Annotated in this window: 15 protein-coding genes; 7 read left to right on the top strand and 8 right to left on the bottom strand. The window is 33.6% G+C overall.

Annotated elements, in window-relative coordinates:
• Positions 1 to 16: 16 nt before the first annotated feature.
• Complete coding sequence (locus tag EPK97_RS02095; RefSeq protein ID WP_162034941.1) at positions 17 to 490, bottom strand: hypothetical protein; 474 nt, start codon at positions 488 to 490, stop codon at positions 17 to 19.
• Positions 491 to 657: 167 nt separating this feature from the next.
• Positions 658 to 1407: an MBL fold metallo-hydrolase gene (locus EPK97_RS02090; RefSeq protein WP_162034940.1), complete on the bottom strand. Its 750-nt coding sequence runs from the start codon at positions 1405 to 1407 to the stop codon at positions 658 to 660.
• 195 nt (positions 1408 to 1602) lie between these two features.
• Here EPK97_RS02090 and EPK97_RS02085 point away from each other — a divergent pair, with 195 nt between their 5' ends.
• The 4 genes from EPK97_RS02085 (at position 1603) to EPK97_RS02070 (ending at position 3983) form a co-directional block, all read left to right on the top strand.
• On the top strand, positions 1603 to 1944 hold the full coding sequence (locus tag EPK97_RS02085) for a YhjD family protein (RefSeq protein ID WP_162034939.1): 342 nt from the start codon (positions 1603 to 1605) through the stop codon (positions 1942 to 1944).
• A 29-nt stretch (positions 1945 to 1973) separates the two neighbouring features.
• Positions 1974 to 2861, top strand: coding sequence for an alpha/beta hydrolase (locus EPK97_RS02080; RefSeq protein ID WP_162034938.1), 888 nt, complete (start codon positions 1974 to 1976; stop codon positions 2859 to 2861).
• 130 nt (positions 2862 to 2991) lie between these two features.
• A complete protein-coding gene (locus EPK97_RS02075) occupies positions 2992 to 3588 on the top strand; it encodes a stalk domain-containing protein (protein ID WP_162034937.1) in 597 nt (198 codons plus the stop codon).
• Positions 3589 to 3701: 113 nt separating this feature from the next.
• Positions 3702 to 3983, top strand: a complete 282-nt coding sequence (locus EPK97_RS02070; RefSeq protein ID WP_162034936.1) for a DUF1292 domain-containing protein — start codon at positions 3702 to 3704, stop codon at positions 3981 to 3983.
• 119 nt (positions 3984 to 4102) lie between these two features.
• Here the strand turns inward: EPK97_RS02070 and EPK97_RS02065 are convergent, their stop codons facing one another.
• A complete protein-coding gene (locus EPK97_RS02065; protein ID WP_162034935.1) occupies positions 4103 to 4522 on the bottom strand; it encodes a DUF1885 family protein in 420 nt (139 codons plus the stop codon).
• Between the two features lie 199 nt (positions 4523 to 4721).
• On the opposite strand from EPK97_RS02065, the gene EPK97_RS02060 reads away from it, so the two are divergent.
• The gene (locus EPK97_RS02060) at positions 4722 to 5009 is read left to right on the top strand and encodes a DUF3055 domain-containing protein (protein WP_162034934.1); all 288 of its coding nucleotides are present in this window, start codon (positions 4722 to 4724) and stop codon (positions 5007 to 5009) included.
• Between the two features lie 49 nt (positions 5010 to 5058).
• On the opposite strand, the gene EPK97_RS02055 is transcribed toward EPK97_RS02060, so the two are convergent.
• Positions 5059 to 6531, bottom strand: a complete 1473-nt coding sequence (locus tag EPK97_RS02055; RefSeq protein ID WP_162034933.1) for an aminotransferase class I/II-fold pyridoxal phosphate-dependent enzyme — start codon at positions 6529 to 6531, stop codon at positions 5059 to 5061.
• Positions 6532 to 6907: 376 nt separating this feature from the next.
• Between EPK97_RS02055 and EPK97_RS02050 the strand changes: the two genes are divergently transcribed.
• Both EPK97_RS02050 and EPK97_RS02045 read left to right on the top strand, forming a co-directional pair.
• Positions 6908 to 7327 carry an organic hydroperoxide resistance protein gene (locus EPK97_RS02050; protein WP_162034932.1) on the top strand — a complete coding sequence of 140 codons (420 nt, stop codon included), beginning with the start codon at positions 6908 to 6910 and terminating at the stop codon, positions 7325 to 7327.
• Between the two features lie 234 nt (positions 7328 to 7561).
• Positions 7562 to 8710, top strand: coding sequence for an MFS transporter (locus EPK97_RS02045; RefSeq protein ID WP_162034931.1), 1149 nt, complete (start codon positions 7562 to 7564; stop codon positions 8708 to 8710).
• A 76-nt stretch (positions 8711 to 8786) separates the two neighbouring features.
• Here the strand turns inward: EPK97_RS02045 and EPK97_RS02040 are convergent, their stop codons facing one another.
• From EPK97_RS02040 to EPK97_RS02025, 4 genes are all read right to left on the bottom strand, one after another.
• A complete protein-coding gene (locus tag EPK97_RS02040) occupies positions 8787 to 9467 on the bottom strand; it encodes a TetR/AcrR family transcriptional regulator (protein WP_338075638.1) in 681 nt (226 codons plus the stop codon).
• A gap of 22 nt (positions 9468 to 9489) precedes the next feature.
• Positions 9490 to 10515 (bottom strand): ABC transporter permease, encoded by a 1026-nt coding sequence (locus EPK97_RS02035; protein ID WP_162034930.1) that lies wholly within the window; start codon positions 10513 to 10515, stop codon positions 9490 to 9492.
• On the bottom strand, positions 10512 to 11237 hold the full coding sequence (locus tag EPK97_RS02030) for an ABC transporter ATP-binding protein (RefSeq protein WP_162034929.1): 726 nt from the start codon (positions 11235 to 11237) through the stop codon (positions 10512 to 10514). Before EPK97_RS02030 ends, EPK97_RS02035 begins: the two co-directional genes overlap by 4 nt.
• Before the next feature lie 125 nt (positions 11238 to 11362).
• A complete protein-coding gene (locus EPK97_RS02025; RefSeq protein ID WP_162034928.1) occupies positions 11363 to 11896 on the bottom strand; it encodes a hypothetical protein in 534 nt (177 codons plus the stop codon).
• Positions 11897 to 12069 lie beyond the last annotated feature (173 nt).

Below are 12069 nucleotides of genomic sequence, written 5' to 3'. Positions count from 1 at the left end.
GAAAATTAACGAAACATTAGGCTGGGTCTGGATCAATTCTTGTAACTTGACAAGTAGATATGGCTATCTTTTCTGAGCTTACGAGTTCACTAATAACGATACCTTCCCCAACCTTTAGAACAGTTCCAGGAATCATGACAAGACTCGAGTTTGTTATAAATTCAATGCCAACCTCTTGATTAATTAATTTAATTAGTTCGTTTGTGGCTGGATCCTCACAACAGCTGCACTCGCCTTTTTTATCCTGTCGCACTGGTTTCAATTTAGTATCAATTCCTAATGCATCACTTGCAACAGCAGTGACATTACATATAGCGTACAATCCTGCAGAAGTATCCGCTATAAAATTATCAACAGAATTAATTGTAACATTAAATTCATCACCAACAGGTGTAGTGATAGCCACATCCGTTTGACCTACTAGTTGTTGCATCACACACTGCATTGGACATACACAACAATCACAGGTCGTTCTGTCAAAATGTCCCATGATTTCACCTCCAATCGAGATTACGTTCATGTTATTTTATGTGGTAAGATATCGATTGGATTGGGCCAAAGGACTAGGATTCCCCTTTGTTATAAAAAATCCGCATTTGTTTATGTCAATATGTCGAGTGATGATTTTATTTTATGTTAGAAATCAGTGATTCTTCATCACTGTTTGGGGAATATATATTTTTTTTGTTGCTCTATAAATGACATCTTTCCAGTTTTACCAACAAACGTTTCCATGTTATCCCCATAATGCATAAGTAAAATTTTATCTTGAATCTCTTCTGGAAGAGTTAAAAGTTGGCTCAAGTTAGCATGTACTTCGACTTTTCCAGGTTCCTCTAAATTACAATCATGAAGAATGGTTTTGCAATTTCTTTCTTTATGAATGTGTGCAAGCAAGTTAGGATCAAACTGCATATCTGCGCTATAAAATATGTCATCATTAATCAATAATGAGTAACTTAATTTATTTGGAATATGCTTTGTTTGTATCATTTCTATATTTAAAGATGGAGTGATAATCGTATTTTCATTTTCAATTATCGGAATGACCTCAAAAAAATCTTCTAACTTATTTCCTTGTCCATCACTCAACCCTGCTTTTAAACTGTTTTCCCATAAAATAGGTAATAATTTAGAACAAATAAAAAGTTTTGGTTTTATATTATATAAGTATTTTGCTTGAAAGGCTAATTCCTCTACTCCACCTACGTGATCAGCATGTAAATGAGTAATTAATATCCCATCGATTTCTTGAACTGTTTTGTTTAATTGATGTAAAGCCATGGGGGCTGTGATGCCGCAATCAATTAAAAGAGTGAAATCATCAGCATAAACCAATGCATTGTTATTAAAGTATTTTTTTGAAAAGGCACTCCCAGTTCCAATCATTTGTATTTGTATAGTCATCATATTCCTCCCAATCTATTTCCTCTGTTATCCATTAAAGTTCACTTTATAAAGTTACCATAATGATGTAAAAAATACAGACCCAAAATTTTATCTACATGAAAATCGATCTTTTAGCATATATTAACATTGATAAATCAAACATATGTTCTATATAATAATTAATAAAGAAAAACCCTTTAAGGTTGGATGAAAATGAAAGAATCAAATATCAATCGAATGATAAATGAATATATAGTTTCATTGTATTTGTTAAAAGCAATGGATTTTGATAAAAAAACAACAGAATCGATGAAGTTAAATCGCTTTTGGAATACATTTCTTGATCGTTTACATAAAGTGGTGCTTCACGATCATATACGTATAAAAAAAAGAATAAAACAAATTGGCTGTAAAATTGTGGTTGAAGAAATTTTAAGTAACAAAAATGTTCATATTATGTATGTTTTTGAAGGTTATGAACATCATTGTGAGATAATGCCTTCCGTATTAAAAAACAAATGTGAAGAAAAACTAGATGCTTTAATGATAAAATAAAGCGTATAAATGAGGGAGTTGTTATCATAATGATTATAGCCATCAGTATTGTTATATTCATTGGGTTAGGGTGTTTTTCAATTGCCATGTATGTAGGTTGGAACTTATCACATCCCCAAAAACAATCTATCTTAGATTCTCCTATGAGATATGACCTTAAATATACAGATGTTGAATTCAAAAGTAGAGATCAAGTAACTAAACTAAAGGGATGGTTTATACCTAACCATTCAACAGAACCTGCTAAGATGACCATCATTTTTGTCCATGGTTATACAAAAAATAGGGAGCAAGACAATTTTCCATTTTTATCATTAGCTCAATCCATAGTTAAAGCAGGATACAATGTTCTTTTATTTGACTTAAGAAATTCAGGTGAATCGAGTGGAGGTTTAACCACTTTAGGGCAGCTTGAAAAATATGATGTTTTAGGAGCAATAGATTGGATACAACAAAATAAAGAAGGAAAAGTAGGTTTGCTTGGTGTATCCATGGGTGCTGCTACTGCAATACAAGCAGCGGCTGAAGAGCCTTCTGTAGCTGGACTTATAGCTGATAGTCCTTATCATGATTTGAAATATTATTTAAGAACTAATTTAGCAACATGGTCTAATCTACCTAATTCTATATTCACACCTTTAATTATGAATATATTAGGACCTCTAATTGGAATTAAACCAGAGGAGGTTTCACCTATCAAATCTGTGGATGCAATTTACCCCAGACCTATATTATTTATCCATAGTGAGGGTGATCAATCTATCTCTTATACGGAAAGTGAAAGGATGTTCAACAAACATCCTGACCAATTTGAATTTTGGAAAACGAAATGTGAAGTACATGTCCGTTCCTTTCAACAATATCCAGTAGAGTACACAAATAAAGTCATTTCATTTTTTAATAAAATATCTTGCTGATGTGACATATGATGATCGAAAAAACAATCACTCCTTAATACAATAAAAAAATTAAGTATTTATCGCAACTCTGGTTTGATATGAGAGTATAACATTATTAAGAAGAAATTATTTGGAGGTTTGACAAAGTATGAAATTCAAACGCACGTTTTTACTTATAGTAGGCCTTTCTATTTTAGGGGCTGCCACTGTTGTCGCTGACAGTAAAATTAAACAATACAGCGGAAAGGAAATTTCTGTCCAAGTCAATGGAGAACTGTTATCTAAACCGGCTTTAAATATTGAAGGGACGACAATGTTACCAGTTCGAGATATAGCAAATAAACTTCAAGCTATGGTTGAATATAATGCAGCTACAGATACTGTTTCCATTTACAAACCAAATGTCCAAGTATCATTATTAACTAGATTAAAAGATGGGCAATTTGGAACATTTGGTACAGTACCTAAAAACGATGAAAATGAGTTTTTCATCTTTACGCAAATTGATACATTATTAACAGATATAGATTCTCTGAAATATGAAATTATTGATCCTAATGGTTCTATTGTTTATAATTATACTGAGCCAGATTTGACTGAACAAAATGAGAATATGTGGTTGTATACCCCAAACATTAACTTCACAGCTAAAATCACAGGTGAATATACAGTAAATGTTTATATGAAATTGACTGAAAGCGATGAGTTTTCTCTTGTAGGTCAAAAAGTGTTTACTGCAAATTAATGCAAATTGATTTCATAAACTGTTCATGTTACGATATGTGTGTACATACGTAAATTATGAGAAATACACAAAACACATAGTATGATGAACATCTACTAGAAAAGAGGTACTAAATGACGGACGAGTTAAGCCATCAAGATGATGAACAAAGTTTTATTATTACGGATGATCAAGGCAATGAATATGAAATGTCGATTGTTTATACATTTTCAGTAGTTGATGATCAGTATGCTGTATTAATTGATAATAACAATCCAGAAGGTGACGGAGTTATCTTTAAATTGGTTGAAGAAGGCGAAGAGAATTTTCTTGAGCCAATTGAAAGTGATGATGAATGGCAACGAGTCGTAGCCATCTATGAGGAAATTGTTGCAGAAGAAAACAAAAAAGTATAAAAAATAAAAACCGTTTAATGATTTTGTATTCATTAAACGGTTTTTTAAGAATGCAAATGAACATTTTTTATTTTGATAGAAACAGTGAGTTTATGTTTGACTGTAACTTTATAAAAACTCTACTTACGAGGATTATAATACATTTTACGTCCATTAAATAATTGAAGTTCAGCTTTGAATTGTTTTCCTAAATATTTACACAATTCATTTCCTTTTGCTTTATCTCCATGAGTGCAACCATCGGGTAATACAACTTGAATGTATGACTGTTCATCATCATCTTGAGTCATATTGCCAACCCCTACGATAATATACTTATATAGATGATTGATTCCTTTAAGATAAAACCATTTTCCTTCTGAATCCGATTTTGCTTCCATTGTATAGGGAAATGCAGCCTCACCATAATCCCATCCCAATTGTTGCCCCGTATTATTCATTTGTTCCTTATAAGTTAATAGTTGCGCTTTCACTTCATCTAAAGTTATAGACGTTACCGTTGATTTCTCTTTGAATTTTATGTATGCGCTTTGACTCAAATTAGACACCCGCCTTATTTAATACCGAACTAACAAGCTTTTTTTCATAAACATCATAACATCAGAAGGTAACTTTTACAACGAATATCTTATAGATATGAATAAAGTGTTACTATTTATTAATAATTATAAATAAAGTCAAAAATTATGATATAATAAATTGTAAACAATATTCAGAAAATAATAGGAGGTGTAAGGTATGTTCGATAAATTATATGATGTAAATGAGAATACACATGTTAATTTTATTGGATTTACTTCTGAAAATTTTCGTTATGATTTTGCTTTTGTTTACACAGATAATTTTTTTGGTAAGCCACTTGTAGTGTGTATGCAAACAGGAAGATCTTCACTATTATGCTTTGATGATTTAGATAACTTAGATTATTTACAACGTATATTTAGCATCAACGAGGTGGAGGCTGAGGAACTTTCAGATTTTTTAAAACATAGAATACCTTCTGTACCGAATATTGCTCAATACTGATCCTTTATTTTCATGTCCTCAGAGCCCCTCACCTTTTAAGGGTTTAAAATTAACGAATGGCTGATGTTTCTACGATAACTTTCACATTTTTAATTGTTTTATCTTCAGGTCCTTGAATCGGTAAACCTACCTCTAAGTGTTCATTTATATAATTAATGTTTTCTTGTGTCACAACTTCACCTGGTAATAATATTGGAATCCCAGGCGGATATACCATAATAAATTCAGCAATAATTCTGCCTGCAGATTCCTGAAACTCAATCACTTCAGTATCTGCATAAAAGGCATCCCGTGGTGAGAGAGATAACTGCGGGATTTCTGGTGTTTTTACAAATAAATTCTTTAATTCTTTTTGGTTGTAGTATTTTTCAGAGAGATGTTGAAGAGATTGTATCAATCCATCTATTTTTTCAATCGTATCACCTGGAGTGATAATACAAAGAATATTATACATATCACTTAATTCTACTTCGATGTTATAATCATCTCTTAATATATTTTCAACTTCATATCCAGAAAGTTGAATTCCTTGCAGGTGAATCGTTAATTTGGTTGGATCATAATCATAAGTTGCTTCACTTCCAAGTATCTCCTCGCCAAAACAATAAAACCCCTTAATTTCATTAATTTGTTTCCTAGCATGATCAGCTAAAGATAAACTTAAAGATGCCATCTGAGCTCCATTAATAGCTAAGTTTTTACGGGCAGTATCTAATGATGCCAATAAGATATATGAAGTTGATGTTGTAGTTAACATACTCATAATGGATTGAACTCTTTTTGCATCAACCAGTCCTTCTTTCACATTCAAAACTGAGCTCTGTGTGAGAGACCCTCCAAGTTTATGAACACTAGTTGCTGCCATATCTGCTCCAGCTTGCATCGCAGATAGAGGTAGCTTTTCGTGAAAATGAATATGCACACCATGAGCTTCATCTACTAACACAGGTATAGCATAAGAATGTGCTATATCAACAATTTCCTTTAAGTTTGCTGCAATTCCAAAGTAGGTCGGGTTGATGACAAGTACTGCTTTTGCATCTGGATGGATTTCTAAAGCTCTTTGTACCGATTGAGTTGTAATCCCATGTGCAATACCTAATTTTTCGTCCATAGTAGGGTAGATGAAAACTGGTTTTGCTCCTGCAAATATGATTGCAGACATAATTGATTTATGAACATTTCTTGGAACGATGATTTTATCACCATGTCCACATACGGACATAATCATCGTCATTATCGCTCCACTAGTACCTTGTACTGAAAAAAAGGTATAATCTGCTCCAAAAGCTTCTGCTGCTAATTGCTGTGCTTCCTGAATAATGCCAGTAGGTTGATGGAGATCATCCAAAGGTGCAATATTAATTAAATCAATGGAGAGAGCGTTGCTTCCAATAAAGTCCTTAAATTGTTCATCCATACCTTCCCCTGCTTTATGACCAGGAATATGAAATTGATAAGGTTTTTTTTGTGCATGTTCAATTAATGATGTAAATAGAGGGGTACGATGTTGTTGATTCATCAGCTTGCTTCATTCCTTCAAAATTAAATTAATATTAAACAAGCTAGAGTATACCAAAAATAAAATGAATTTTCACCTTTTTTACTTTCAGTGTGTGTTCAAAAAGTCCATTTTTCAGCACCGAGAAGGTGGCTTGAACCTGCAGAAGCTGGAGCGGAGTGTAGGGTATTTCTACATGAGCACTGGACTTCAAAGGTGAATGTCAGATTCGATGTCGAGTAAACCTCCTCGAGATACTTCGTGATCAAAAGGGGACTTTTTGAACAACCTCTTTCAGATAATATAGGTTATTCTTCCATATGATTAGATCTTTGAAAACTGCATAAAATAAACGGTGATATTTGTACACTTTAAATAAAATGTGGAGGTAACAAACATGGAAGTATTGTACACTGCGACTGCTACTGCAACAGGGGGAAGAGATGGAAAAGTGATTTCAGATGATCATGTGATTAATCTAGATTTAAAAACACCAAAAGAGCTTGGAGGACCTGGTGGCCATGCTACGAATCCAGAACAATTATTTGCTGCAGGTTATTCGGCTTGTTTTGATAGTGCATTAAAAGTAGTACTCCGAAATAAGAAAGTTGAAGTGAAATCTACTGCTGTTACAGGAAAAGTTTCGATTGGTAAGGATCCAGATGGAGGTTTTAAAATAGGAGCTGAATTATTAGTGAAAATTGAAGGTATAGAGCAAGCACAGGCGTTGGAGTTAGTTAAAGCGGCTCATCAAGTTTGTCCTTATTCGAAAGCAACACGCGGTAATATAGAAGTAAAACTATTGTTAGCACAATAATGATGCTTTTTCAAAAAGCTCATGGTTTTTTGAACAACCTCTAATAGATATTTATTGTTCATTCAATAAAAGTTTTAAACTCGCCAATCGGCGAGTTTTCTTTATGGTGAATAGTTTAACATTCTATTTGTTTTATTTCGAAATATTATCACATATTCATTTTTACAAAATTAAAAGTTATGGTACGATAATATAAGGTTTTTTATATGTTGATTGGAACTTGGAGGAGTTAAGTTGCAAAAAAAGATTGGTATCATCATGGTTTTACTTATAACGACTTTTATTGGCTTTGCTATTATCATCCCTGTACTACCAAAAATAGTGACTATTTTTCATATGAATATGATGTTGGCTCTATATTCTGCGGTTTCATTTATTATGTCTCCAATCTGGGGGAAACTCTCTGATCGCTGGGGACGTAGGCCGATTATTTTAACTGGTATTTTAGGGTTTAGTATTAGTTTTTTTATTTTCGCACTTTCGATAGAGAGTTTATGGTTAATGTACATATCTAGAATATTAGGTGGGTTCTTTTCAGGCGCCGTTACTTCTTGTGCAGTAGCTTATGTAGCAGATATTACAACTAATGAAAAACGGACAAAAGCAATGGGACTCGTTGGGATGTCCATTGGTCTTGGTTTTATATTTGGACCTGCTATCGGGGGATTATTAAGTACAATTAGCACACAAACGCCATTTTTTGTTTCTTCCGGTCTTGCTTTTATAACTTTTATCTTTGTGTTGCTTTATCTGACAGAATCCTTATCTAAAGAGCAAAGGATGAATAAAGAAAAGCAAAAGGTTTCACGTTGGTCAGCATTTACAGGTCCGATGAAATATTTATATATTATGTCCTTTCTTGTAACGTTTACTTTAGCTGGACTTGAGGGAACTTTAATCTATTATGTGGATCTTAGATTTGATGCAACGTCTGAAAAGATTGGAATTATGTTTTTGATAAGTGGAATTGTTGGGGCTCTGATTCAAGGTGGAGTAATACGCAGATATGTAAAACCAGGCTCAGAATCTAAATTTATACAATTCGGACTGTTACTCTCAGCACTTGGATTTATATTATTATTATTTTCAAAAGATTTATGGACAGCCTCTTTATATTTATCTGTGTTTGCTGCAGGTAATGCTTTTATTAGACCTTGTGTAATCTCCTTGATTACACAAAAAACAAAAGTAGGTCAAGGGATTGCAACAGGTTTAAACTCTTCAATGGATAGTTTAGGTAGAATAGCGGGACCGCTTTTTGCTTCGGCCCTTTTCTCAATAAACGTAACTTTACCATTTATCATTGGGGCTGTTATATGTGTTGCTGCTATTCAACTTGTTGTATCTTATAAAAAAATAGAAAATAATATAGAAGCCGCTTAAATTGAAGTGAAGATTAAACAACAAAGAAGTTATCTACTTGGATAGCTTCTTTGTTGTTAGCCTTTTAAAAAAACATTTAAAAGTTTCCTTCTGTTTTTGGAGTATTACTTATACCATACATAATAAAGTGTATCGTATGATCTATTTCTTTTTCATCATCCCATACTAAATCAGGGAGGATAAAATATCTAACTAACAAATGCCCCATGATTGTGGATACTGTAAATCGAACGATGGAAGGAGGGGGGACTGATATAATTTCTCCTTTACTTTGAAAATGATCTACGATTTTATAAATTCGCGTATAAACGTTTGAAGCTACATGTTTTACAAATAAAGCTTGTAAATCAGGTTGAAAGGGGATTTCTTGTAGTAGTATTTTTAATACAGAAGTATTTTTTTTAATAAACTTAATTCGATTGCTCATCAATTCCCTTAAAAAATCCTCATATGAGTGGTGTGAACTAGCTAGGAGTTTTTCAACATCTCTTAATATGAATGGAGCAACAAGTTTCGTCATCATTGGTGCAACAATTGAAATTAATAATTCTTTTTTCGTTTTATAATGGCGAAAAATAGTTCCTTCAGCTACACCTGCTTTTTTAGCTATTTCATTTGTAGAGGAGGCAGAATAACCCTTCTTAGCGAAAATTTCAATGGCTGCAGTAATAATATTCATTTGTTTATCTGTTTTTTTTTCATCCTCATCATTGATTTTAAGTAGTTCTTCGATCCATTGTTCCATTGATTCTGACACGATGGTTCCTCCCCTGTATTCATCATAATTTTCTATATTTCTTCAGTACAAAAATGTTGGCAATCATAATAGTGACAGAAAATCCTATGAGTACATATACATCACTTGCGATTTCACTCCATCCACTTCCACGCACCATAACTTCCCTCAAAGCATCTGCACCGTAAGATAATGGCATCAATACACTTAACCACTGCAACCATTCAGACATGCTTTCCAAATTAAAAAGTCCAGACAAAAATACTTGTGGCACGATCACAAGTGGAATAAATTGCACCATTTGAAACTCATTATTGGCAAATGCAGATAATAGAGTGCCTAATGTGAGTGCTGTAAGGGCTAATAACAAAGTGACTAATAAAACAAACCAAATGGATCCCATCATTAACATATCAAGCACTTGAATCGAAAACCAGGCAATGAGAGCGGCCTGAATAACAGAAAAAATCCCAAATCCAATCACATATCCTATGACAAGCTCCCATCGTTTCACAGGTGTTGCCAATAAACGTTCTAATGTGCCTGTTGTTCGTTCCCTTAAAAATGAAATGCCCGATGTAAGAAATACGAAGAAAAATGCAAAAACTCCAATCAGTACCGGACCAAAAGAATCAAATGAAGTCATGTCTTCAGAGCCGTGCAAGTAAGTGATAGAAGCTTGTAATGAGTTTGATGTTGGGGAGAGCTCGTTGGCAATATTTTGAACCATAATTAACACAGATTTGTTGGCAGAAGGATCACTACCTTCTAATATGATTTCAGGCCCTATGGATGTCCAAGTTAATATGGCATCTATTTCACCTTCAGATAAGAGCAATTCAGCTTCTGATGAAGTATAGTATAATAACTGTAATTTTTCCTCCTTTAAAAGGGTGGATACTTGTTCTGGGATATCTACTAGAGCGATGGTAGGTTCATATTGATCACTATGGAAAACTTGTGACATCAACCATAATATAAACATAGGTGCTACTAAAATCATAGCAAGTGTTCTTCTATCATTCATAAATTGTTTTATTATGCGTAAGACAAGTGCTCGAATCCTCATGCTTTTACACCCCCATAATAAAGAAAGGCTTCTTCAATACTTTTTGTTTCTGTATCTTCTACTAACTTTTTTGGTGTGTCAAAAGCGATCATTTCTCCATTGCGGAGCATAGCTAGTTGATGACACTTTTCAGCTTCATCCATAACATGGGTCGTTACGATAATGGTTGTACCTTGCTCACTTAATATGTCTAATTCTGACCATATGGATTGTCGAAGCACAGGATCGATCCCGACAGTTGGTTCATCGAGTAATAAAATCTCTGGTTGATGTACTAAAGCTATGGCTAAGGATAAACGACGTTTCATGCCCCCAGAATATTTACTAACTTTTTTTCTTAAATCAGCAGTTAAGTCCACCAACTCCATGACTTCATGGATTCTTTGTTTTTTAGCTTTTCCTTTTAAACCATACAGTTGTGCGAAGAAATCCAAATTATCATAGGCAGATAATTCGTTGTATAAAGCATCGGATTGTGCCATATAACCGATACGATTGATCATATCTATTGAAGGCATTTTTTTGGATAAAACATAAATATGTCCTTGGTCAGGTGTATCCATACCTGCAATTTGTTTGATTAGAGTTGTTTTTCCTGCACCTGATGGGCCTAACAAGCCTGTGATTTTAGCGCATGGTATATCTAGAGATATTTCATTAAGTATTGTTTTTTTGTTAAATTTTTTCGTGAGCTGTTCTACTCGAATACAAGATTTAGTCATTTCATCATCCCTCCTTGAATTCTCAAAAAAAGTGAGTAATCACTCATTTAAAGTGTATGCCATTTGGATTTAATTGTAAAGAATTTATACCAGATGAAGCTTAGTTTATTGTGTTCCACTGGCTCTTAGGTAGTTGGTGGGGAAGTGGTTCTTCTAGAAGCTCTCGACAGATCATTAAATTGTTGTTGATTTATTGGAATAACCCTTGTTATTGAACATGTGGAATAAATGTCTAAACTACCACCACCTGAACAGGGTCCTACGACAATCCCTTCCCCTACACCTAGGATTTCGGTTCCAAATATACCACCAATGAATTCAATTGCGAATAAGCTTCCAATTTCAAATCTAAGCAAATTTGTCATAGGGTCTTCACAACAAGCACATTTCCCTTTACTGTTTTTTATAGGTTTTAAAGCTGATAATACGTTAGTAATAATTGTATTTGTAGGGTCCAAAATATCCACATGAGTAATTTGACATATTGGAATATCTCCTGCATCAGATGTTGACACAATAAAATTTTCAACACTTGTAATAATAGTAAAATCCCTACTAATAGGTGTATCAATCGCTACATCAACACCTGTCAACTGTTCTAATACACACTGCATCGGACAGACGCAGCAGTCACATACGGATTTATCAAATACGCCCATAGAAACACGTCCTTTAGTTTTTAATAGTGTATTCAAGTTGGTACTAAGATGATTGGACGTGTGTACTGTGCTATAAAAATTCCGCAAGTGTCATTGTCATAGGTAACTTCTAATACAAATTATTATTTTCGAAACAGGCAGGAGAGAAATAATATACGCTTTCGGGCGTCTTT

Origin of the sequence: Chengkuizengella sediminis, from assembly GCF_010078385.1 — a bacterium.
Classification (GTDB): domain Bacteria; phylum Bacillota; class Bacilli; order Paenibacillales; family KCTC-33759; genus Chengkuizengella; species Chengkuizengella sediminis.
This window is presented reverse-complemented; position numbering and strand designations above follow the sequence as displayed.

Bases quoted from the DNA above. Each gene is read 5' to 3' on its own strand.
- EPK97_RS02095 (WP_162034941.1), bottom strand. From the start codon at position 490: ATGGGACATTTTGACAGAACGACCTGTGATTGTTGTGTATGTCCAATG.
- EPK97_RS02090 (WP_162034940.1), bottom strand. From the start codon at position 1,407: ATGACTATACAAATACAAATGATTGGAACTGGGAGTGCCTTTTCAAAA.
- EPK97_RS02085 (WP_162034939.1), top strand. From the start codon at position 1,603: ATGAAAGAATCAAATATCAATCGAATGATAAATGAATATATAGTTTCA.
- EPK97_RS02080 (WP_162034938.1), top strand. From the start codon at position 1,974: ATGATTATAGCCATCAGTATTGTTATATTCATTGGGTTAGGGTGTTTT.
- EPK97_RS02075 (WP_162034937.1), top strand. From the start codon at position 2,992: ATGAAATTCAAACGCACGTTTTTACTTATAGTAGGCCTTTCTATTTTA.
- EPK97_RS02070 (WP_162034936.1), top strand. From the start codon at position 3,702: ATGACGGACGAGTTAAGCCATCAAGATGATGAACAAAGTTTTATTATT.
- EPK97_RS02060 (WP_162034934.1), top strand. From the start codon at position 4,722: ATGTTCGATAAATTATATGATGTAAATGAGAATACACATGTTAATTTT.
- EPK97_RS02055 (WP_162034933.1), bottom strand. From the start codon at position 6,531: ATGAATCAACAACATCGTACCCCTCTATTTACATCATTAATTGAACAT.
- EPK97_RS02050 (WP_162034932.1), top strand. From the start codon at position 6,908: ATGGAAGTATTGTACACTGCGACTGCTACTGCAACAGGGGGAAGAGAT.
- EPK97_RS02035 (WP_162034930.1), bottom strand. From the start codon at position 10,515: ATGAGGATTCGAGCACTTGTCTTACGCATAATAAAACAATTTATGAAT.
- EPK97_RS02030 (WP_162034929.1), bottom strand. From the start codon at position 11,237: ATGACTAAATCTTGTATTCGAGTAGAACAGCTCACGAAAAAATTTAAC.
- EPK97_RS02025 (WP_162034928.1), bottom strand. From the start codon at position 11,896: ATGGGCGTATTTGATAAATCCGTATGTGACTGCTGCGTCTGTCCGATG.